Origin of the sequence: Amycolatopsis eburnea, assembly GCF_003937945.1 — a bacterium.
Lineage (GTDB): Bacteria > Actinomycetota > Actinomycetes > Mycobacteriales > Pseudonocardiaceae > Amycolatopsis > Amycolatopsis eburnea.
In genome coordinates this window covers 318,739-338,733 of record NZ_RSEC01000032.1, presented here as the reverse complement: position 1 = coordinate 338,733, position 19,995 = coordinate 318,739, and the positions used below count along the sequence as shown (strand labels likewise).

Below are 19,995 nucleotides of genomic sequence, written 5' to 3'. Positions count from 1 at the left end.
CTGCCCTACTTGATCTCGAGCAGCTGCGTGCCCTGCGTCACGGCGGCGCCCACCTCGACCGACAGGCCGGTCACGGTGCCCGCTTTGTGCGCGGTGACCGGGTTTTCCATCTTCATCGCCTCGAGGACGACGATCAGCTCACCGGCTTCGACCGACTGGCCTTCTTCGACGGCGACCTTGACGATGGTGCCCTGCATCGGCGCGGTGACGGCGTCGCCGCTGACCGCGGCCTTGGTGCCCCCGGCCCGCTTGCGCGGCTTCGCCTTGACGGCGGTGCCGCCCCCGCCGCCGCCTTCGAGCGCGAACCCGCCCGGCAGCGACACCTCCAGGCGCCGCCCACCGACCTCGACCACGACGTTCTGCCGCGGCTCTTCTTCGGCGGTTTCGACGTCCGGCGCCACGAACGGCTCGATCTTGTTGTCGAACTCCGTCTCGATCCAGCGCGTGTGCACGCTGAAGCCGTTCTCGTCGCCGATGAACGCCGGGTCGTTCACGATCACCCGGTCGAACGGCAGCACCGTCGCCATGCCTTCGACGACCATCTCGTCGAGGGCGCGGCGGCTGCGCTCCAGGGCGTTGTTCCGGTCCGACCCGGTGACGATCAGCTTGGCCAGCATCGAGTCGAACTGCCCGCCGATGACGCTGCCGGACTCGACACCGGAGTCGACGCGGATGCCGGGGCCGCTCGGCGCGACGAACTTGGTCACCGTGCCCGGCGCGGGCAGGAAGCCGCGGCCGGCGTCCTCGCCGTTGATGCGGAACTCGATGGAGTGCCCGCGCGGCTCGGGGTCTTCGGTGATCCGCAGCTTCTCGCCGCGCGCGATGCGGAACATCTCGCGGACGAGGTCGAGCCCGGTGGTTTCCTCCGACACCGGGTGCTCGACCTGCAGGCGCGTGTTGACCTCAAGGAAGGAGATCGTGCCGTCGGTGGCGACGAGGTACTCGACCGTGCCGGCGCCGTAGTACCCGGCTTCCTTGCAGATCGCCTTCGCCGACTCGTGGATGCGCGCCCGCTGCTCGTCGCTCAGGAACGGCGCGGGCGCCTCCTCGACGAGCTTCTGGTGCCGCCGCTGCAGCGAGCAGTCGCGGGTGCCGACGACGATCGCGTTGCCGTGCATGTCGGCCAGCACCTGCGCCTCGACGTGGCGCGGCTTGTCCAGGTAGCGCTCGACGAAGCACTCGCCGCGGCCGAACGCGGCGACCGCCTCGCGGGTGGCCGACTCGAACAGCTCGGGGATCTCTTCGCGGGTGCGCGCGACCTTGAGGCCGCGGCCGCCGCCGCCGAACGCGGCCTTGATGGCCACCGGCAGGCCGTGCTCGTCGGCGAACGCGACGATCTCGGCGGCGTCCTGCACCGGCTCCTTGGTGCCCGGCACCAGCGGCGCGCCCGCGCGCATCGCGATGTGGCGCGCGGTGACCTTGTCGCCGAGGTCGCGGATGGCCTGCGGGCTCGGCCCGATCCAGGTCAGCCCGGCGTCGAGGACGGCCTGGGCGAAGTCCGCGTTTTCGGAGAGGAAGCCGTAGCCCGGGTGCACCGAGTCGGCGCCCGAGCGCTTGGCGGCGTCCAGGAGCTTGTCGAAGTTCAGGTAGCTCTCGGCGGCCGTGGTCCCGCCGAGCGCGAAGGCTTCATCCGCGAGGCGGACGTGCGGTGCGTCGCGATCCGGGTCGGCGTACACCGCGACGCTGGCCAGACCGGCGTCCTTGGCCGCTCTGATCACGCGTACCGCGATCTCGCCCCGGTTGGCGACCAGGATCTTGGTCACCGGACCACCGGTGGATTCGCCGACCTGCTCGGCCACCCCGCACCTCCTGCGTCCCGACAGCTGCATTGCTGACCGCCCACGCGGTACCGGGGAGTCTACGGATATGACGTCGCGAGTCAGTTGAGTGAGAGGTGAACCACGCTCAGACGTGGTGGCGCAGCTCCTGCGGCAGCGGCGAGTCGAGCACGATGACGTCGTACGGGTTCGCCGCGTGCACCTTCGCCAGGTGCTCGGTGTTCACCAGCACCCACGGCTGGTGTTCGCCGCAGCAGTCGATCAGCCGGTCCAGCGCGGTGAACGCGACCAGCGCGGTGCGCCCGTCCGGTGTCCGGCGCAGCTCGATCGACGCGCCTTCGGTCTCGGCGCTGGCCGGGCCGGTGGGCAGGTACAGGGCGGGGGGCAGGTTCGGGTTGGTCACCGGGACAACATAGACGGACACGCAGCGCGAGCCGGTACCTCACCGATCGGGTGGACCCACGGGGGATTTCAGCCACATCGGCCCGGGCGTCGCCCACACACCGTCGCGAACCGGCTTACGCTCTGTCTTATGCGGACTACGGCAGCGCGGACGCCCCGGTCGGCGCTGCTCACGGCGGTGCTGGCCGCGGTGGTGACGCTGGGCGCGATCGGCGCCGTGTTCGCGCTGCGCCCGCGGCCCGAAGCGCCCTCGGGCGCGGCCGAACCCGCGGCGGCGCCGGTGGCACCCGCGGTGACCTGCGGCGGCGGTCCGTGCCGCCAGCTCGCGGCGGTCGCCGTCGGGGGCACGCCGGTGGTGCTGCTGACCGACTCCTCGGGCGGCTCGGCGCGGCTGCGCGTCGGGCCCGAGCCGGGCACGGTGTTCGAGCTGGCGATCGCGCAGCTGGGCGTCCGGCTGGACCAGGACTCGCTGCGCTGCGTCGACGGCGCGGCCCCGGCGTGCCTGGTCCGCGGCGACGTCGGCGACGACAGCGAGGACGGCACGGCCGCGTACGGCGAGCTGCTGGTCGGCAGCGGGGGAGTGTGGCGGGATCCGGGCAAGCCGTACTACGCGGACGCCGGGACGCTGTCGCTCTACGACGTCACCGCCGACGGCCGCGCGGACGTGATCGTGGTCCGCCACGACTGCCCCGGCGCGGCGTCCGGCACCCCGAAGTGCGAGGCGTCGCCGGTGCTGGGCGAGGTGTACGACCTGGCGGGCAAGTCGGTCGGCTGCACCCGCCGCTACACCGCGCCCTCGGACCTGCGCGGCTGGCCGGACATCCGCCTCACCCGCGCCGACCTCCGCCCCTGCCCGACGTCCTGAAAAGCCGTGAAGGCCTCCTTACCGGCTTTAACGGCCGGTAAGGAGGCCTTCACGGCCTTTGCGGGTCAGGCGGGGGCGGGTTCCGTGTGGCGGGCGGAGGTGCCGTCGTCGCTGTGGAGCGGGGTGTCGGTGGGGGCGTTGAGGACCTCGTCGTCGAGGAGGCCTTCGCCGCGCGCCACGATCACGGGAACGGTGATCTGGCCGGCCACGTTCGTCGCCGTGCGCATCATGTCCATGATCGGGTTGACCGAGTAGATCAGCGCCAGGCCGATCGCCACCTGCTTGGCGTCGAGGCCGATGAACGACGTCGTCAGCGTGAACGCCGTCAGCCAGCCGGTGGTCCCGGCCGTCGCCAGCGCGCCGACCACGGCGACCACGACGATGCCCACGTACTGCCAGAAGTTCAGCGACACCCCGGCCAGGTTGGCGACGAAGATCGCCGCGATCGCCGGGAAGACCGCCGCGCAGCCGTCCATCTTGGTCGCGCTGCCGAGCGGGGTCGCGAAGGCCGCGTACGCCGGCTGGACGCCGAGGTTGACCGCGGACTGGCGGGTCAGCGGCAGCGTCGCGGCCGAGGACTGCGAGGCGAACGCGAACTGGATCGCCGTGCCCGCCTTGGCGAAGAACTTCAGCGGGCTGACCTTCGCCACGAACCGCAGCAGGATCGGGTAGACGACGAACAGCACGACCAGGCAGCCGACGTACACCGCGAGCGTGGCGGAGAACAGCGGCCGGAACAGCGCGTCGCCGTAGTTGGAGACGGCCGCGCCGATCAGGCCGACGATGCCGATCGGGGCCAGCCGGACGATCCAGCCGAGGTAGCGCTGGACTATGCCGCAGCGAAGCGGCGTACAACCCCACGATCTCGCTGGTGGTTGATGAGCGAACGGAGCCCAATATCCTCTACTGAGAGGCGGCGCTCCCGATGCCCGACACTACCGCTTCACACCTTGGTGAGACGTTCGCTCACGCCGCCGCGCGGGTGCTGTTCGTCGCGGCCGCGGTCGTCGTTCTGACGCTCGCCAAGACCACTGAGCACGGGTGGGCCGGGCCGATCCTCATCGTGGCGCAGATCGTGCTCGTCGCGCTGGTGCGGTTGTCCTGGCGCGCCCACGACAGGTGGGCCCGCGAGTACATCGCCTGGCTCAACTCCGCGAACGTCGAGACCTGGACGACGTGGCACCGCGAGTACGTCGCCTGGTGCGCGCGCCAGGCCGCGCGGCCGGCCTACTCGCGGCCGCGGACGTCGCTGAGGACCGCGAGCAGCAGCGCCCGCGCCTCGTCGCCCTTGGCGGCGACCTCCCACATCGCGTCGAGGTAGCCCCGGTACAGCTCGACGTCGGCCGGGTCGCGGGTGTTCACCTCGGTGTGCAGCAGCTCGACGTTGAGCAGGTCGTCGAGGATCCAGAAGCCGTGCAGCGGGGTGAACGGCAGCTCCACGCCGAGCGGCACGATGCCGAACTGGACGTTCGACTGGGCCGTCGCGGCGACCAGGCGGTCGAGCTGGACGGCCATTGCAGCCGGGGGCACGATCGGCTCGCGCAGCGCGGCCTCGCACGTCAGGAGGACGATCTTCTTGCCCTCGACGTACAGGATCCCCTGCCGGGCCATCCGCGCGGCGACCGCGGCGTCGATGTCGCCACCTTCGCCCTTGAGCGACGCCATCTTCGTGAACATCGCGCGGGCGTACGCCTCGGTCTGCAGCAGGCCATTGACCATGCCGGTCTCGAAGTTCAGGATCACCTTCGCCTTGCGCTCGGCCTCGCCGAACTGGACCTGCGCGCCTTCGTGCCCGGCTGCGCGCAGCCGGGCCTTCCAGCGGGCCTCGTCGAGCCGGATCGCTTTCATCTCGGCGAGCAGCTCCGCAGCCACCTCGTCCGAGACGCCTACGGCGTCGCACCAGACAGGATGATCTTTCTCGCTGAGCTGCTGCAGCCCGTTCTCCAGGCGCGAGACCTTCGACGTTTGCCATCCGGTGCGCTCGGCGAGATCGCGGTTGCGCAGGCCGGCAGCCTTGCCGAGCTGACATAGCCGGTCGGCGAACTGCAGTAGCCGGGTCGAATCGGTCACGGGCTCCTCGTCGTGGGCTCGAACTGCATGTCATGGGGTACCGCGACCGGCCAGACCCGGTCGCGCCACCGGCGATGTTCGGCGACAGTATCGGGGTGGTCGGTCAGCTCGGCGCCGGAAACGCCGTTCTCGTCGAAGTGAAGTACCGCGACTTTGAGGTCGTCGAGCAGGTAGAAGTCGTATGAGGGCGCGTCGAGCTCGCGGGCCTGGCGCTCGCCGATCCACCGAATGTCCTCGCCCGCGTCGACATTCAGGTGCGTGAACCCGAACAGCCAGCGCAGGTACTCGGTCGGCGGGTCGGTCAGCAACCGCACCCGCTCGAACCGCTTGCCCTCGGCGCGCTGCCGCCGGATCTGGTCGAGCCACGGGTCCATGAAGCTGTAGTCGGGTCGACCGTTCCGCCACGCCTGCAACGGCTCGCGCTCGTCAGGCTCCCGGTAGGTGCCCTGGCATTCCCAACGCCACGCTGACCGTTCGAAGCTCGCGAGCAGCTCGGCGAACTCGGCGCCCGGCTTGACCCACGCCATCAGCGACCGCTCGCCACGGCGTCGGCGAGCTGCTGCAGCTTCGCCGCGGACGCCGGGTCAACGAGGAAGTCGGGCCGGTCCTCGTTGGAGAAGGCCAGCTTCTGGAGCGCCTCGACGTCGATGAACGGCAGCAGCGCTGCGGGGATCTCGACGGCCGACTCGTACGCCGGCAGCCCGTTGCCCCGCGCCCGCATCTCTTCGAGCGCGACGGGGTCGGTGACCGTCGTTCCCTGGACGACGAGCGTGCCGCGGCGGGTGACGAAGATCGTCGGGCAGCCGCCACCTCCGGAGCTGGTACCCACGAAGACCATCTTGGCATCTTGCGACATGTTGCCTCCTTGGTGCGTCGGAGCCTCCATGCTCTCTAGAACTTCGCGCAACGTAGCAGGTCCGTCCGGGTGGAGATCTACTCATGCGGTGACACTGTGTAATCAAGTCGACTCCGTTTCGGTGAACGAAGTAGAAAATTGCGCAATATTCTTGCCGGGGGTGTCGAAACGGGGGAGTCTGTTGCCCATGACGGCGCGAGGGTGGACGAACCCGCGGATCCTGCGAACGGTCGACTCGGCCGGCGCGCAGGTCGACGTGATCACCGGCGTGACGACGGACGTCGAGGGTCGTCCAGTCGCAGGGATCGCGATCGAGCCAGCCCGAGCGCCGTTCGAAGGCGGTGGCCGCGGTAACGGCGGCCCCACCGCGCTCTTCAGCGCCCCCATGCGGGAACGAATCGAACTGAACATGGGCCAGACCCTGGCTGACGCCGAAGTGGCACAGCGGACCTGGCGGCGGCGGCCGCGATGACGGGCCTGGTGTACGTCGACCTTGATGCGGTCCGCCTGGTCGTCGACGGGGTAGCGCACAGGCTCCGGCTCGTCCGGATGCCCGCGGCCGGAGAACAGCTGACGACGCTGTGCCGGGTCGTCGTGCACGCGAGTTTCGACCTCACGCCGCCGCGCGTCGTACCCGAGCCGTGCTGGGCCTGCGCCGAGATGTACGCGAGCGACCGGGCCGCCCGGGCGGCGCAGCGCCGCTTGCACGTAGTGCCGGCCGAGCCGCCGCGCATCCCGCTGCAGCCGCGAGGGCTGCGGCGCCCACCCCAACCGAAGGAGATCACCGGATGAGCAGCAAACCCGAGCTGGCCGGCTGGCGCATGTCGACGTGGTGCACCCGCGACGACCACGACAACTGCGTCGAGATCGGCACCGGCGCCGGCGTCGTCGGCGTGCGGGACACCAAGGAAGGCGACCGGCCGGATCAGCCGACGCTCGTCTTCGGCGGCGACGCATTCACCGCGTTCATCCGGCACCTGGTGGCGTAGCCGTGGGCACCGTGGCGGAGCCCTACTACGTGCGAGACGCCGCCGAGCTGGCGCAGAAGCTCGCGCTCGGCCTGTGGGTCGTGCTGCCACGCGAAGCGCTCGGCGACGACTGCGATCTGGATACGTGGAAAGCGGCTCTCCGGACCGCATGCGAGCCGCACGACGTCGACGCGTTCTTCGTGGACATCCCGCGAAAGGACATGACGGTCGCGGTCAACTCTGCAGCCCTACCCTCCGACGACGAGATCCACGAGTCGGTGCGCCGCGTCGAGCTCGACCGCTGGCTCGGCCGCGAGCTGCAGCCCGAGCTGGCGGCGCGGATCGAACGTGGCGAGTGACCACCCGGCCGGCGCGGTGTACCCCTCGTCGTCGCGCCGGCCGGGTATCCAGCTCCGCCCGCCCCGTCCTCCATCGGCGCATCCCTGGAAAGCAGTCCCGCAGGGTCGCCCGGGGCGGGCGGACCAGACCGCGCCCGTTCGTGCACACGGCCACGGAGTGGAACCGCGATCGCTAGTAACGCGGAGCATGATCAAACCGACGCCTGGAGGAAACCAGGGAGGGAACTCGATGTTGGACCTGAAGCAGCTGAAGGGCCAGAAGGGCGCGATCGTCGGCGCGGCCCTGGCGGTCGTCGCCGTCGCCCTCGTGCTGGCGCTGCCGTCGGCGGGCGCGGCTCCAGCAGCACAACAGGTCCACGTCAGCATCATCGGCAACCTGGGCGGTTCGGTGATGATCGACGGCGGCGTACCAACACGGCTGGACGCCTACGACGGCACCGACGGACGCGACTTCACGGCGTCCAAGTCGGTTTTCGTGACGGTGACGTCCTCCGGCGACGCGCCCTGGTGCCACGTGGTGGACAAGGCCGGCAAGCAGCTGGCCGACGCGAAGGGCGCGAAGCCGAGCATCGTTCCGCAGACCTTCGCGACCGGGTACGGCCCGGCGCAGAACGTGGACGCGCCCACGATCGAGTCGGTCACCTGCGAAGTGACCCTGGGCTGAACACGACGAGGAGGGCCCGCGCTCGAGGTGAGCGCGGGCCCTTGTCGTGCCGGGGTGTCGGTCAGGCGGGCGGTTCGTTCGCCTTGGCCCGGTAGACGGCGGCCGGCGCGAGCAGCGCGGTGCCGACGCCGAGGATCAGCACGGCGCGCGCGGTGTCGATGTGGACGCCGAGCAGCGCCAGGACGCCCACGAGCGCCGGCGGGGTGAGCGTGCTCCACACCGCGGCCGTGGTCTTGCGGGTTCGCGCGAGCGCGGCCCGGAGCGTGCGCCACCAGGCGACGAGCTTTGTCACGGTTCTGTCCTCTTTCTGGCTGGTCAGCCGACGACGTCGATGTCGAACGGCTCGGCGGCGCTGTACTCGAGGTCGGCCCACACCGCGCCCGGCAGCGCGAAGCGCCGGTGCGAGGTCAGCCGGTCGACGTAGCCCGGGTCGGACTTCGGGTTGTGGCCGACGCCGATCTTGTCGGAGCCCCACGCGAAGATGTTGCCGACCCACATCGGCTTCGCCACGCCGTCGCGGTTGATCCGCGGCCGCACGATGATCGCGGCGCCGGCGCTGCCGGAGAGGTTGAGCCGGACGGTGTTCTGGCCGGTGTTGGGCGGGGTGACGGTGATGCGCTCCATGAGTTCCACTCCCGTGGTCGAGGCGGCCGAGCCGCCGGGTGAGGTCGGCGCCGGGTCGACGCCGGGCCAGTAGTCCGCGACGGCGGACACGTCGATGCCGGGCGCGACGTCGAGCAGGTACTGCGCGGCGATCGCGCCCGCCGGGATCTCCGGCCGGCCGCTGGCGGTGGCGATCCAGTACAGCGGCGGCTCGACGCCCTGGTCGGCGAACGCGGCCTTGACCAGCGGCCAGGTCGAGCGGTTGCAGTAGATCACCGGGTAGGCGAACCCGGAGCGCCGCCGCATTGCCGCCCACCCAGGCGCCTGGGCCGGGGTGGCGTCGCCGGGCTCGACGTCCAGGACGTGACCGTCGTTCGTGGACGCCTTCTTGACGATCCGCACCTTCAGCGCGTCCGGGAAGAGCGCCCAGTCGGCGTCGGTCCACGGCGCGAGCTTGATGCGGTCGATGTAGCCCGCGACCAGCATCGGCCGCTTGTCCTTCTTGAGGATGTTCCCCGCCGTGACGGCGTCGTACATCGTGCGCAACGTCGGTCTCCCTTCAGCTCTTGGTGACGGCTTGGATCACGGTGAAGCCCCCGCCGATCAGGCCGGAGGTGACCGCGGCGACGATGGCGACCTTCATCGCGCTCATGCCGCCGTCGCGCTGCTGCTGGTCGCTGGCGCGTGCGGTCTTGAGGTCGCGGACGTCACGCTCGACGGCGACGAGTCGTTCGGCGTGCCCGGCCAGGGTCTGGCCCTGGCTGTCGAGCTTCTCGTCGAGGCGATCGATCTTCCCGTCGATCCGGCCGAGCAGGTAGTTCGTCGAGCCGGGCTCGTCGCTGGGGCTCATGCGGGCTGGCCTCTCTCAACAGCCGCGCGCAGCGCGGCGATCCGGTCCGGGGGTGCGGCCGCGCGCGCCTGGGCGTGCGCGGCGCGGGCCTGCTGAACGAGCTGGCGTTTCAGCTCGATGGCTTCGGGGTGCAGCGGGGACTCGTCGGCGACGCGCTGGCACGGGTTCGGAACGGCCGGTGTGTCCTTCGTGGCCGCCCGGGTGCGGGTGGATAGCCGGTGGCGCAGCTTCGCGCGGGCGCAGCGGGCGATGTGGGCGCGGCGGGCGGTGTCGATGTCCGGCGCGTCGTGCAGCTGGTGGCCGGTGGCCCAGTCCTCTTCGGACAGGTACGGCTCGGCGAGCACGACGTCCAGCAGCGTCGCGGTGTCGGCAGGGTCGATGCCGTACTCGGCTGCCCGCCATTCCAGCGTGTCGGCGGGCATGATGTGTGCGCGATTGTGAACCGTTCCGTCCTCATCGGACAGTTCGAGGATGATGGCCCAGTAGCTGCTGTCGCCCTTGTCGACTCGCTGCACATCGATGATTTTCATGGTCACCATGCCTGGTTGATTCGAAGACCGTGGTACATCACGCGGACGGTCGAAGATGGGCTCCAGCGCACGCCGAACCCGGTCTGGCTGATCGCGTCGATGTTGTGCGACGTGACAGTTCCGCCGCTGAGGAAAATGTCCGTGACGAGGGACATCCGGGTGGCCATCGTCGGTCCCCAGGACACTGACGCGCCGGTTGCTGCACTGCCGAGGTCGTAGTTTCCGACGAAAACCGCGGTTTCGTTGAACTCGGAGTTGTCCTGGGTCCACTTTCCGCGCAGAGCGATTTCGCCGCTGTTGTTGAACCGAAGGTAGGTATCGAGAGACGCCGTCTGGTGGCCGAAGTAGGTCAATCCGTTGTAGAACGAGACCTTGCCGCCGTTGATCGAACTCGTCGCCTGGACTTCGCGCTGCTGCACGAAGTTGCCGCCGTTGAGGGAGAGCGAGACCCGGTCGGTGGTGTTGCCGTCGTCGTAGAACTCGATCCTTGCTGAACCGGCTGGGTTCGGGTTGATCGCGACGCGCTGGCTGGCGCCGCCTGCCGACACACTCCCGAAGATGATGTTGCCCGCAGCGTCGCGGATCCGGACCACCTGGTTGCCCAGTCCGTCGGGTCCGATGTAGACGATCTCGTTGTTGCTGGCGCCGAGCATCTTCAGGTAGGCGTTGTTCAGCAGCGTCAGCCCACCGGCGGCGATGGTGGCCGAAGAGAGCCCGACGTTCTTCCACAGCTGGGTGATCTGGGCCTCGGCGCGCTTGAGCCGGTCGAGGAGGTTGGCCGGCAGGTTGATTTGCCCCATCAGGCGACTCCGTCCAGCAGCGGCGCCATCGTCAGCTCGACTCGCTCGGCGTCGCCGCCCGGCGCGAAGGCGATGTCGACGACCCGGACCGGGCCTTCCCAGCCGGTCTTGTGGAAGCGGTCCGGCGGGATGGTGAGCCAGCCGTCGTCGCCGCGGTCGACCTCGGCGGCGGTGGGGGACTGGTCGCCGCGGACGAGCAGCTTCGGCAACACGACGGGCATCCGGCCGACCTGCTGGTCGGCTTGGGCGTGGCCGGTGAGGGTGCCGACGTCCTCGGCGGAGCCGTACTGGCCTTCCAGCTCGAGCAGCGGGTAGCCGCCGGCGTACTTGGTGGTGTCCTCCGAGACCGCGATTGGGAGGCCGAGCTCGACGCCCTGGCCGGTGGCGAATGCGCGGGTGGCCATCCGGGTGCCGTCGCTCGGCCAGGCGTAGGCGCTGGTGTTGCCGCCGATCTCCCAGCGGTGCGCGGAGCCCTGCGCGCCCAGCGACGGCGTGCCGACGCGGATGACCCGCTGCGGTGCTGAGGCGCCGGGGAGGACGTCGAAGACGATGTCGGGGCCGTTGATGACGTTGCAGAGGTTGGTGAGCGCGTCGCCGGTCGCGGTGAGGTCGTAGCCGTTGTAGGTGCGGTCCCGCAGCTGCCCGGAGGTCGCGGTGTCGGCCGGGACGACGCCGATGCTCCCGCCCGTGTGCGCCTGCGCGGCGGCGACCAGGCCGCGGGCGATGGCGTTCTGGTCGGTCGCGGTGTAGGTGAGGGCCAGCGCGGCGACCTGGGTGAGGGTGCCGTTCGGCGCGAAGACCGGCAGCACCTTGCGGTGGTCGAAGTACGACCACCAGTCCCCGGCGCCGATGGCGACGGTCTGCGTCTTGGAGTCGTAGGCGCGGGTCCAGATGATCCCGCCCCAGATCGGCCGGTCGTCCCGGAACGCGTAGACGACGCGACGGCACGGCATGGTGAGGTCGTAGGCGTCCAGGTGCGCGGTGTCCTCGCCGAGCTTCCAGCTCGCGGAGAACTTGCCGCTGGAGTTGAGCGGCTTGTTGAACTTCACCCCGGTCAGGACGACGTCCTCGAGGATCCGGTTCGAGGCGAGGTCGGCGATCTGGTAGCTGTAGACCGGCGCGGTCATCACAGCTCCCGCCACACGGCGAACTCCGCGACCCGCCCGGTGGTGGGGTTCAGGGTCAGCGCGTTGCCGTTGTTGTACAGGTAGGCGCACAGCTGCGTGCCCGCAGCGAAGAACCGGGTCGCGGAGCAGGCGGCTTCGGTTTGCCCGCTGGCGAAGTGCGGTGCGGCGTACCAGGACTGGCCGGCGGCTGGGGCGCCGCCGGTGCCGTAGATGCCGACGCCGAAGTTGTTGCCCGCGTTGAACGCGGCGCCCGCGGCGGCGTAGATCGAGTAGTTGCCGTCGACGGCGATGTTGACGGTGTTGCTGGTGGTGAGGGTGACGCCGTTGGCGGGGATCCGGACGCCGCCGAAGGTCAGCTTGTTCGCGCCGGAGTTGGCCGTGATGCTCTGGTTGGCGTTCGCGGTCCACTCGCCGCCGACCTTCGAGGCCGCGAACACCGGGGACCAGGCGGAGCCGGTCCAGCGGTAGACGTAGTTGTCGGTGGTGAGCAGTGCCATCTGCCCGGTGACCGGGTTGGTGATGTTGGCGAGCGCGGTGGTGCGGCACCACATCGGCGCGCGCCAGGCGGTGCCGTCGTAGGTCTCGATCCAGTCGAGGTCGCGGCGGTAGATCGCCATGCCGTCGTAGGGCTGGGCGATCGCGGCGCGCTCGGTGACGTCGGCCACGGGGAGGAGTCCGCCGGTGGCGACGGTGAGCTGGGTGGCGAGGTTGGTGATGTTGCCGGTGGTGATGGTGGTCGCGCCCGCGGGCACGGTCACGCGCGCGAGAACGAGGTAGTCCTGGCTGCCGGTGACGACGGGGTCGACCGGGGCCCCGGACGGGGTGCCGACGACCTGGCGCACGACCATGTCGCTGTTCGCGTCACCGAAGTAGGCGTCGTTCTGCTGGGCGATGATCAGGTCTCGACGGGCGTTCGATGGGTCGGCGCTCGTGCTGAGGATGTTGATGTCCTTGATCGCGTCCAGGCACATCACGTACACGCCGCCGCCGCGGACCGACTGCACGACGAGCCGGCCGGGCTGGACGTGCACGAACCCGTTCGGGGTGGGCGAGGTGGCGAGGACGCTGCCGGGCGCGGCCGCGGTGCCGGACGGGATGATGCCCGGCCGGGAGGTGATCAGCCCGGACGGCGTCCAGAGCGCGCTCTGGGTGAGCCGGACGTCTTCAACGGTCTGCTGACCGACCCCGGCGACCTGCTGGACGGCCGAGGAATGCCTCTCTGCCATGGGATTCCTCTCAGATCGAAGTGGAGTAGTAGAGGGCTTCGAGCAGCCCTTGGCCGTCGGCGGAGGTGAAGCGCACGCGGCTGATCCCGACGGGCAGCGTGAACCACTGCCGCGTGATGAGCTGGTTGCTTCGCGAGACGCCGTCGTCGAGCAGGACCGAGCGGGTCTCGTGGGTGAGCGACAGGGTTCGGCCGGCGGGGAGGACGTAGGCGGGGTCGAACTCCAGCTGCTGGCCGGTGTCGGGGTTGGTGATCGTCGGCCCGGTGCACTGCCCGGTGATCCGGAAGACCGGCTGGGCTGGTGCGTTGCCTTCGTTCTCCAGCACCAGCTCGCCGCCGGACTGCGCCGCCCCGTAGACCAGCGGGTAGACCAGCGGGTAGATGAGGCCGCCGGTGCCGGCGACGGGCGGGCTCACCGGCCCGGCGACGACCTGGGGCAGGTGCAGCAGCCGCGGGTTCGTGGCCCGCCACTGGATGGCGCCCTGGGTGTAGCCGGTGCCGTTGCTGCGCGGGACCGGGATGGAGCGGCGGACGCAGCGGGCGTTGACCATCGCCTTGACCCCGTCCCACTGGACGATCAGCGGCTCCTCGGCAGGGTTCTCGTTGGGCGCGGTCGCGGCCCGGAGGGCCTTCTGCGCGGCGGTGAACCCGGCCGGGTCGGTGCTGATGGTGAAGGACAGGGTCACGGTGCGACGGTCGGAGAGCAGCTGGCCGGGCTGGCTGCCGTGGTAGCTGTCGAACGGCACGTCGCCGTCGCGCATGTCCGGCAGGTCCAGCCAGCCCTCCAGGTTGGTGAGCTTGTAGGCGGATCCGGCGCCGAGCAGCAGCCCGCGCCACTGGAGCTGCCCGTCCTGGGTGATGAGTTCGCCGGCCACGTCAGCCCCCCGTCCGAGAGATCCAGTCGAGGTCCTCGGCCACGTCCCACGGTGAGGCGTTCGCCGGCGGGTGGAAGTGGTCGATCTGGACCAGCGCGCGGTCGCGCTGGACCGGCACGGGCACCGGGACGTCCAGCCCGATGCCCTCGTGCCGGGCGCCCGCCGTGATGAGGTCGCGGGTGCGCGCGGACCCGTTCAGCGGCGCGTACAGCTCGTCGTAGAGCTGGTTGTCACCGACCACGCGCTCAGTGCCCGGCGGCACCACCATGCCGACCGAGCTGGACAGCGGCTGCATGCTGTCGGTGGCGGAGAGCCCGCCGGAGGCGAACCGGGCGACGTAGTTGCCGCTGGCGCTGTAGACCGGCGCGCCGGTCGGGCTGATCCCCGTCGGGGACTTGCCGCGCTGGACGATGTCCACGTAGACCGTCTTGTTGTGCAGGTCAGCGAGCGCCTTCTGCACGGCGTACGCCGCATCGAGCGCCTGCGAGGCGTCGCCGGTGAGCACGATCTGCTTGCCGTTGGGCAGCGTGTACACGGCCTGGCCGACGTTGTTGATCGACACCTTCAGGCCGAGCGCCTGTGCCTCGGTGACGGTCATCTTGGAGATGGTCTGCTGCAGGCTCGCCGGGAGCGGGCCGCTGAAGCTGGACGCCAGCTTGATCGCTTCGGCGTTCGCCGCGCGCATCCCGTCGGCCTGCTTGGCCGTGTCGGTGGTCGCCTTCGACGCGGCGACGCCCTGCTGGTAGGCCGCGTTGATCTCCGCCTGCTGCGCGCGCTCGAGGTCGAGTGTCGCCTTCTCCTTGTCGCGGGTGCTGGCGGTGTGGTCCTTCATGACCTTGTCGTACTTCTCGGTTGCCTCCTGGGTGGTGAGCACCGCCCCGCGGAGACCGAGTTGCGCGTTGTTCAGCTGCTGGGTGGCGTTGTACGCCTCCAGCGCGCGGTCGCGGACCTCGATGTACGCCTTCGACAGCCCGGTGAGCCCTTCCTCCTGGGCGATGTAGGTGTCGTGAGCGTCCCGGGCGGCCTTGATCTGCTGGCCGACCGCGCCGGTGAGGTTCTCGGCTGCGCGGAGCGCGTTCTGCTGCTCGGCGGTGAGGTTGCCGTAGTCGTTGACGACGGTGTTCGCCGCGCCGCCGTTCTCGCGCAGCCAGGTCGTGTTCTTCTTCAGCGCCTCGGCCTGCGCGTCGGTGAGCTGCCCGGACCGCTCCCAGCCGTCGATCATGAAATCGGTGTGGTGCTTCAGGGTCTCCAGCGCGACGGAGTTGCCGAGAGCGCTGGCCTGCACCGTGGCCATGCTGATGCCGAGCGCACCCGCGTTGCTCGCAGCTTCCTTGTCCGCCAAGCCCTTGGCGACGGCGGCCTTGGAAGCCTCGCCGACGACGCCGGCGTCCTGGCGCAGCGCGTCGACGAGCAGCCGAACGGCTTCCTTGTGCTCGGCGGCCTTCTGCGCGGCTTCCTGCTGGCGGCGGCCAAGCTCGGACAGCAGGATCGAGAGGCCGACGGTGGCGATCGCGGCGGGGTTGAAGGCGCCTTCGATCAGGCCGGTGCCCGCGGCCTTCAGCGTCTCGACTGGGCCCTTGGCGGCCTTCACCTTGTCGATGAACCCGTCGAAGCCCTTCGTCCCGTCCACACCGAACTTGGACAGGATCATGTTCGTGGCCACGAGGGACCCACCGAACTGGGTCACCTGCGGGGGCAGCGCGGCCAGCATGCTCACCAGCCCGCTGAGCACTCCGATGGTGCCGGAGCCCGCCTGCGCGGCGCCGTGCAGGAACCCGATCAGCCCGGAGCCGGAGGAGGTCGCGTCGAGCAGCGCGTCCTCGACCTGGTTGAGCGCGCCATGCAGCACGCCGAGCTCGTTGTGGTTGGCCGCCAGGTTGGTGACCAGCTGGCCGAGGAACCCAAGCAGGTCCCGCGTGATGCCGCCCAGCTGCCGCATTCCCGCGCCGGCGTCCACGGAGCCGCGGGACATCGCGATGAACATGTCCGAGACGCCGGCGCCGGCCTGCCCGGCGAAGTCACGGATTCCCTTGATCTGCGGGAGAGCGTTGCGCGCGGCCACCTCGACGCCGGGGAGCGCTTCCTCGGCGAGGTCGGTGGCTGCGCCGACCAGCTCCCGCACGGCGGGAGCGGCGTCCTTCATGCCCTGCTGGATCCGGGGCGCCATCCGCGAGAACGCAGCGTCGACGTCCCCCGCCGCGCCGACCAGACCGTCCTCGAGGACGGTGGACATCTGGTTGGTCTGGTCGGTGATGTGGTTGGAGGTGGTGCTCCAGGCGTCGGAGACCTTCCGGCTTTCCAGCGCTGCGCCGAGCCCCACGCCGACGAACGCGGCGGTGGCGATCGTGAGCGCCGCGGCGACGCCGGCCGCGCCGACAGCCGCCGCGGCGGGCAGGCCGACGCTGAGCCCGCCGAAGGCCATGCCGTTGAAGTTCTTCTCGACGTTCTTGGCCGCGTCCTTCGTGGACTTGTCGATCTTCTTGCCGGAGCGCTCGGCTTCGTCGGCGATGTCCTCGAGGTCGCTCTTCGCGGACGTCTTCGCCCGATCCCAGCTGGCGTCCTTCTCCATCTTGAGGTAGGCGACCAGTTCGCCGATGTTGAGCGGCAAGGCGGCTACCTCCTTCGGGGGTCAGGCGGTGGGGGCGGGGGGAAGAACACCCGGTGTACGCGGGTGTCGGGGGACTGGAGCAGGCCCTGGATGCGGACGCGGAGCCATCGCCAGGGCCTGGCCTTCATCAGGGCCAGGTCCCCAGCGTCAACGCCGTACAGCTCGTGCAGGTCCGCCTCGACGAGCGCCCAGTGGGTGAGCAGCTCGATCCAGGTCGGGCCTACGTTGCCTTCGGCTTTCGCTTGGGCTTCCGGGGTGAGGTCGTACCAGCGGTGGAGCCCCGTTGCGTCGTCGACGTCGCCCCGCCCCGTGACGCCTTCCGGCGTGCGTTCCGGTTCGGGGCTTGGGCTTCCCCCGACGGCAGCAGCTGTTCCGCGACCGTCTCGCCCATCGTGAAGTGCACGAAGGCGTACTGCGTTACCCCGGCGATCTTGCGCAACGGCACCTGATCGGTGCACAGCTCGTCGTAGACGTCGCCGAGCACCATCCGCGTGAGGTCGACCTCGCGGCCGCCTTCGAACTGGAGGCTGGCCAGCTCGTCCGCGGTCACTTCGGCGCCGGAGGCGGCCCTGGTGGCGGTTTGGGCCAGCGCCATCAGGTAGAGGCCGGTGTGGGCGTCGGGCTCGGCGATCCGGTAGGTCTTGCCGTCCGGATGCGCCTTGCCCGACACCTTGACCTCCAGGACGTCGTCCTGGAGGTACTCGGTGAGGTCCTTGAGGGCCATCAGCTGTAGGTGTACTTCGTCGTGGCGGTGGCCGCCGAGGCGCCGGCCGCGTTGGTGACGACGACGTCGACCTGCCCGGCGGCGTGCGCCGGGACGATGGCCTCGATGAGGCCGTCGGAGATCAGGTCGTAGCTGGTGGCGTTGGTGCCGCCCACCTTGACGCCGGTCGCGCCGGTGACGCCGGTGAAGTTGGTGCCCTGGATGCGGAGCAGGTTGCCGCCCGCGGCGAGCCCGCCCGCCGGCGTCAGGCCGGTGATGACCGGGATCACGGCGCCGGTGTTCGGGTGCGTGATCGCGTTCTGCGCGCCCTGGCCACCGAGGGTCACCGACACGATGTCCAGATCGGACATCTTGCCGCCGTCCGGCGACCAGGTGACCGACGCGATGCCGTCGTAGGCCTCGACGCGCGGCCCGTTGGGCGTCATTTCGTACCAGCGGACGTGCACGCTGTTGTCGGGGCCCATCTTGCCGATCGCGCGCAAGCGCAGGTACTCCTGGCCCGCGTCGTACACGGTGGCGTCCGCGACGGTGACCTTGCGGGCGACCTTCATCACCAGGGACCACTTCTCCGCGGTCTTGGTCTCCGAACCGTAGCCGCGCGCGTCGTAGTCGGAGTCGTCCTGCATGGTCGGGTCGGACTTCGGCTGGAATTCCGTGATGCCGAACACGCCGACCCAGTTCGGGGACACGGTGCTGAAGTTCGTGTCGACGTCGAGGTACCACTTCCGGGCGGTGGTCGAGGCACCGAGCGGGACTCGGTTGGGAACAGGCATGGTCGTTCTCCTAGGTGCGGTTGGCCGAGGGCCTGTGGACGGTCAGGTAGTAGTTGTCGCTGTGCTCCCACCGGTTGCTGTCGTCGCGACCGAGCGGGACACCGGAGCGGCGCAGCGCCTCGACGACGTGCACCGGGCCGAGGTCGAAGGCGTACTTGCCGTGCAGGACGTCGAAAACGGCGTCGGCGACGTGCTTGACGTCGTTCGGGTCGGCGCCGCCCCGGCAGCGGACCTGCATCCCGACGACCGAGTCCGACAGGGACGCGTCGTCGGCGACCGGGTAGTCCGACAGCACGATCGCCCGGTCGGGGCTGGACGGCATCGCGGCGAACACGATCGCCGTCTCGCTCGGCAGGTAGGCCGAGCCGTCGCCGCGGTACGTTCCGACGCCGGCCGCGTCGAGGAACGCGGCCAGGCCCTTGAGCAGGTCTTCGGAGAAGGTCATTCGAGGGCCCTCCGCAGCTCGGCCGCGATAATCTCGCCGACCGTCTCGCGCTCGGCGTTCAGCGGGCCCTCGAGGTACTTCGCGGTGCGGCCGTTGGCGTGGCGCAGGTCGAGCCGCTCGTGCTGGTACCGGGCGTACACCGTGTCGTACGACACCGCCGCCGTCAGCCCCTCCTGCGTCGCCGTGCCGGAGCGTTCGAGCGTGCCTTCCTCGAGCGGGACGACCGCGCGAGAGGCCTGCAGCACGTGCTCGGCGCCGAGCAGGAGACCGAGTTCGGCTGCGGCTTCGGCGCGCTCGTCGACCTGGTCGCCGTTCCAGTTCACCGCTGCGCGGATGCTCACGTGCAGTTCACCTCCACGTGCGAGGGGACCGGCAGGGTGCCGCCGTCGCGGTCGGCCGAGGTGATCACGGTCGCGACGCGGGTACCGAGGTCGATCCGGGACTCCGGGGGCGCGACGGTGCCGGGCTGGCAGTACACAGTGGACTCCGACACGACCTGGCTGCCGTTCGCGCCGCGGACGAGCCGCCGCTTGTCGTCCCGGAAGCACGGCACCACGACGGGCGCCCCGTACACCGGCCCGTTGGCGCCGTTGCCCTGGAACGGCTCGATGGTCACGGTGTGCTGGAGCAGGATGGCCGGGAGCATCAGAACCAGCCCTCCCACGGGTAGGTCTGCACGATCGACCCGGCGAGGACGCCGGCGTCGCGCAGTTCGGTCTCGGCCTTCGGCGCCAGCTGCTGCCCGCCGGCCGCCGCGGCGCCGCTCGCCGAGCCACGAGAGAGCGACACGGAGCCGATGGACATCGACTGGAACTGCCCGGCCACGCCGGTCTCGTCGCCGGTCTCCGTCCACCACAGCGCCTGCGCGCACGTGGCGTCGCGGAACGCCTGCCGGATGTCCACGTCGGACGGGTAGTTCTGGGCGTCGGTGTCGTAGATCGCCGTCTTCGTCGCCCGGCGGATCACCTGCGAGGCGGAGGTGAGCAGCCGTGTCGCCTCCGGCTCGTCCGGCACGCGGGCCTTCAGGTTCGCGGGCGCGTAGGCGACGAGTTCGTCGCGGGTGGCGTAGACGAGTACCACGGTTTCACCTCCTTGTCGGTGGGGAAGCGGGCCCGGCCGGGTCTCCCGTGCCGGCCGGGCCCGCGGTCACTTCGCCGTGCCGTCGGCGGGCTTCGGCGCGGCCGGCTTGCGGGTGGCCGGCTTCTGCTCGGGTTTGACCGGCTCGGCCGGCGTCGGCTCGGGCTCGGCTGGTGTCGGCGGTTCGGCCGGCGTTGGCGGTTCGGCCGGGGGCGCGGGCGGCTCGGCGGGCGCCTGGCCCTCGTCGACGACCTGGACGTCGTAGCCGTCCGGGCGGGTCCGGAAGTACCGGAGGGCCGCGGGGTCGTCCGTGGTGGCCTCGCCCTTGGCGAACGCCACGCCGACGACCGTGCCGGTGAAGTCCTTGACCTGGGTGGTGGTGATCTTCCACGTCAT

28 protein-coding genes and 1 pseudogene are annotated in these 19,995 nt (G+C 70.4%); 7 read left to right on the top strand and 22 right to left on the bottom strand.

Annotated elements, in window-relative coordinates; all coding sequences use genetic code 11:
* Positions 1–5: 5 nt before the first annotated feature.
* Both EIY87_RS09450 and EIY87_RS09445 read right to left on the bottom strand, forming a co-directional pair.
* Positions 6–1,799, bottom strand: coding sequence for an acetyl/propionyl/methylcrotonyl-CoA carboxylase subunit alpha (locus EIY87_RS09450; RefSeq protein WP_125307278.1), 1,794 nt, complete (start codon positions 1,797–1,799; stop codon positions 6–8).
* A 106-nt stretch (positions 1,800–1,905) separates the two neighbouring features.
* Positions 1,906–2,181 carry an SAV_915 family protein gene (locus tag EIY87_RS09445; RefSeq protein WP_163046922.1) on the bottom strand — a complete coding sequence of 92 codons (276 nt, stop codon included), beginning with the start codon at positions 2,179–2,181 and terminating at the stop codon, positions 1,906–1,908.
* Positions 2,182–2,310: 129 nt separating this feature from the next.
* Here EIY87_RS09445 and EIY87_RS09440 point away from each other — a divergent pair, with 129 nt between their 5' ends.
* Positions 2,311–3,045 carry a hypothetical protein gene (locus EIY87_RS09440; protein ID WP_125307276.1) on the top strand — a complete coding sequence of 245 codons (735 nt, stop codon included), beginning with the start codon at positions 2,311–2,313 and terminating at the stop codon, positions 3,043–3,045.
* Between the two features lie 65 nt (positions 3,046–3,110).
* Here EIY87_RS09440 and EIY87_RS09435 read toward each other — a convergent pair.
* A pseudogene (locus EIY87_RS09435) lies at positions 3,111–3,878 on the bottom strand (dicarboxylate/amino acid:cation symporter); the annotation flags it as partial.
* A 92-nt stretch (positions 3,879–3,970) separates the two neighbouring features.
* Between EIY87_RS09435 and EIY87_RS09430 the strand changes: the two are divergent.
* Complete coding sequence (locus EIY87_RS09430) at positions 3,971–4,366, top strand: hypothetical protein (RefSeq protein ID WP_125307275.1); 396 nt, start codon at positions 3,971–3,973, stop codon at positions 4,364–4,366.
* Here EIY87_RS09430 and EIY87_RS09425 read toward each other — a convergent pair.
* Genes EIY87_RS09425 through EIY87_RS09415 form a run of 3 tightly spaced genes read right to left on the bottom strand, consistent with a single transcriptional unit; the run spans position 4,273 to position 5,971 of the window.
* Complete coding sequence (locus EIY87_RS09425; RefSeq protein WP_125307274.1) at positions 4,273–5,115, bottom strand: helix-turn-helix domain-containing protein; 843 nt, start codon at positions 5,113–5,115, stop codon at positions 4,273–4,275. The two genes, EIY87_RS09430 and EIY87_RS09425, sit on opposite strands and share 94 nt — an antisense overlap.
* Positions 5,112–5,642, bottom strand: coding sequence for a DUF6879 family protein (locus EIY87_RS09420; protein ID WP_125307273.1), 531 nt, complete (start codon positions 5,640–5,642; stop codon positions 5,112–5,114). The genes EIY87_RS09425 and EIY87_RS09420 overlap by 4 nt, the downstream gene beginning before the upstream one ends.
* Positions 5,642–5,971: a hypothetical protein gene (locus EIY87_RS09415; RefSeq protein WP_225439793.1), complete on the bottom strand. Its 330-nt coding sequence runs from the start codon at positions 5,969–5,971 to the stop codon at positions 5,642–5,644. Before EIY87_RS09415 ends, EIY87_RS09420 begins: the two co-directional genes overlap by 1 nt.
* A gap of 187 nt (positions 5,972–6,158) precedes the next feature.
* On the opposite strand from EIY87_RS09415, the gene EIY87_RS09410 reads away from it, so the two are divergent.
* The 5 genes from EIY87_RS09410 (at position 6,159) to EIY87_RS09390 (ending at position 7,962) form a co-directional block, all read left to right on the top strand.
* Positions 6,159–6,443, top strand: coding sequence for a hypothetical protein (locus tag EIY87_RS09410; protein WP_125307272.1), 285 nt, complete (start codon positions 6,159–6,161; stop codon positions 6,441–6,443).
* Entirely contained in the window at positions 6,440–6,763 is a 324-nt protein-coding gene (locus tag EIY87_RS09405) for a hypothetical protein (protein WP_125307271.1), read from the top strand. Before EIY87_RS09410 ends, EIY87_RS09405 begins: the two co-directional genes overlap by 4 nt.
* Positions 6,760–6,960, top strand: a complete 201-nt coding sequence (locus EIY87_RS09400; RefSeq protein WP_125307270.1) for a DUF397 domain-containing protein — start codon at positions 6,760–6,762, stop codon at positions 6,958–6,960. Before EIY87_RS09405 ends, EIY87_RS09400 begins: the two co-directional genes overlap by 4 nt.
* 2 nt (positions 6,961–6,962) lie before the next feature.
* Positions 6,963–7,298, top strand: a complete 336-nt coding sequence (locus EIY87_RS09395; RefSeq protein ID WP_125307269.1) for a hypothetical protein — start codon at positions 6,963–6,965, stop codon at positions 7,296–7,298.
* 229 nt (positions 7,299–7,527) lie between these two features.
* A complete protein-coding gene (locus EIY87_RS09390) occupies positions 7,528–7,962 on the top strand; it encodes a hypothetical protein (protein ID WP_125307268.1) in 435 nt (144 codons plus the stop codon).
* A 61-nt stretch (positions 7,963–8,023) separates the two neighbouring features.
* Here the strand turns inward: EIY87_RS09390 and EIY87_RS09385 are convergent, their stop codons facing one another.
* From EIY87_RS09385 to EIY87_RS09310, 16 genes are all read right to left on the bottom strand, one after another.
* Positions 8,024–8,254 (bottom strand): hypothetical protein, encoded by a 231-nt coding sequence (locus EIY87_RS09385; RefSeq protein ID WP_125307267.1) that lies wholly within the window; start codon positions 8,252–8,254, stop codon positions 8,024–8,026.
* Positions 8,255–8,277: 23 nt separating this feature from the next.
* The gene (locus EIY87_RS09380) at positions 8,278–9,111 is read right to left on the bottom strand and encodes a hypothetical protein (protein ID WP_125307266.1); all 834 of its coding nucleotides are present in this window, start codon (positions 9,109–9,111) and stop codon (positions 8,278–8,280) included.
* Positions 9,112–9,124: 13 nt separating this feature from the next.
* On the bottom strand, positions 9,125–9,415 hold the full coding sequence (locus EIY87_RS09375; protein ID WP_125307265.1) for a hypothetical protein: 291 nt from the start codon (positions 9,413–9,415) through the stop codon (positions 9,125–9,127).
* Positions 9,412–9,954, bottom strand: a complete 543-nt coding sequence (locus EIY87_RS09370; protein WP_125307264.1) for a hypothetical protein — start codon at positions 9,952–9,954, stop codon at positions 9,412–9,414. The genes EIY87_RS09375 and EIY87_RS09370 overlap by 4 nt, the downstream gene beginning before the upstream one ends.
* The gene (locus tag EIY87_RS09365) at positions 9,948–10,745 is read right to left on the bottom strand and encodes a hypothetical protein (protein WP_125307263.1); all 798 of its coding nucleotides are present in this window, start codon (positions 10,743–10,745) and stop codon (positions 9,948–9,950) included. The genes EIY87_RS09370 and EIY87_RS09365 overlap by 7 nt, the downstream gene beginning before the upstream one ends.
* Positions 10,745–11,872, bottom strand: a complete 1,128-nt coding sequence (locus EIY87_RS09360; protein ID WP_125307262.1) for a hypothetical protein — start codon at positions 11,870–11,872, stop codon at positions 10,745–10,747. Before EIY87_RS09360 ends, EIY87_RS09365 begins: the two co-directional genes overlap by 1 nt.
* Positions 11,872–13,098, bottom strand: a complete 1,227-nt coding sequence (locus EIY87_RS09355) for a hypothetical protein (RefSeq protein WP_125307261.1) — start codon at positions 13,096–13,098, stop codon at positions 11,872–11,874. Before EIY87_RS09355 ends, EIY87_RS09360 begins: the two co-directional genes overlap by 1 nt.
* 10 nt (positions 13,099–13,108) lie before the next feature.
* Complete coding sequence (locus EIY87_RS09350) at positions 13,109–13,972, bottom strand: phage distal tail protein (protein ID WP_125307260.1); 864 nt, start codon at positions 13,970–13,972, stop codon at positions 13,109–13,111.
* Between the two features lies 1 nt (position 13,973).
* Positions 13,974–16,580 carry a coiled-coil domain-containing protein gene (locus EIY87_RS09345; RefSeq protein WP_125307259.1) on the bottom strand — a complete coding sequence of 869 codons (2,607 nt, stop codon included), beginning with the start codon at positions 16,578–16,580 and terminating at the stop codon, positions 13,974–13,976.
* A gap of 220 nt (positions 16,581–16,800) precedes the next feature.
* Positions 16,801–17,304: a DUF7426 family protein gene (locus tag EIY87_RS47605; RefSeq protein ID WP_158641296.1), complete on the bottom strand. Its 504-nt coding sequence runs from the start codon at positions 17,302–17,304 to the stop codon at positions 16,801–16,803.
* Positions 17,304–18,077 carry a phage tail tube protein gene (locus EIY87_RS09335; protein WP_125307258.1) on the bottom strand — a complete coding sequence of 258 codons (774 nt, stop codon included), beginning with the start codon at positions 18,075–18,077 and terminating at the stop codon, positions 17,304–17,306. Before EIY87_RS09335 ends, EIY87_RS47605 begins: the two co-directional genes overlap by 1 nt.
* A gap of 10 nt (positions 18,078–18,087) precedes the next feature.
* Positions 18,088–18,522: a minor capsid protein gene (locus EIY87_RS09330; protein WP_125307257.1), complete on the bottom strand. Its 435-nt coding sequence runs from the start codon at positions 18,520–18,522 to the stop codon at positions 18,088–18,090.
* Positions 18,519–18,863, bottom strand: a complete 345-nt coding sequence (locus EIY87_RS09325) for a minor capsid protein (RefSeq protein ID WP_225439791.1) — start codon at positions 18,861–18,863, stop codon at positions 18,519–18,521. Before EIY87_RS09325 ends, EIY87_RS09330 begins: the two co-directional genes overlap by 4 nt.
* Positions 18,860–19,168 carry a hypothetical protein gene (locus EIY87_RS09320; protein WP_125307256.1) on the bottom strand — a complete coding sequence of 103 codons (309 nt, stop codon included), beginning with the start codon at positions 19,166–19,168 and terminating at the stop codon, positions 18,860–18,862. The genes EIY87_RS09325 and EIY87_RS09320 overlap by 4 nt, the downstream gene beginning before the upstream one ends.
* Positions 19,168–19,602 (bottom strand): hypothetical protein, encoded by a 435-nt coding sequence (locus EIY87_RS09315; RefSeq protein WP_125307255.1) that lies wholly within the window; start codon positions 19,600–19,602, stop codon positions 19,168–19,170. The genes EIY87_RS09320 and EIY87_RS09315 overlap by 1 nt, the downstream gene beginning before the upstream one ends.
* A gap of 66 nt (positions 19,603–19,668) precedes the next feature.
* Complete coding sequence (locus EIY87_RS09310; RefSeq protein ID WP_125307254.1) at positions 19,669–19,995, bottom strand: hypothetical protein; 327 nt, start codon at positions 19,993–19,995, stop codon at positions 19,669–19,671.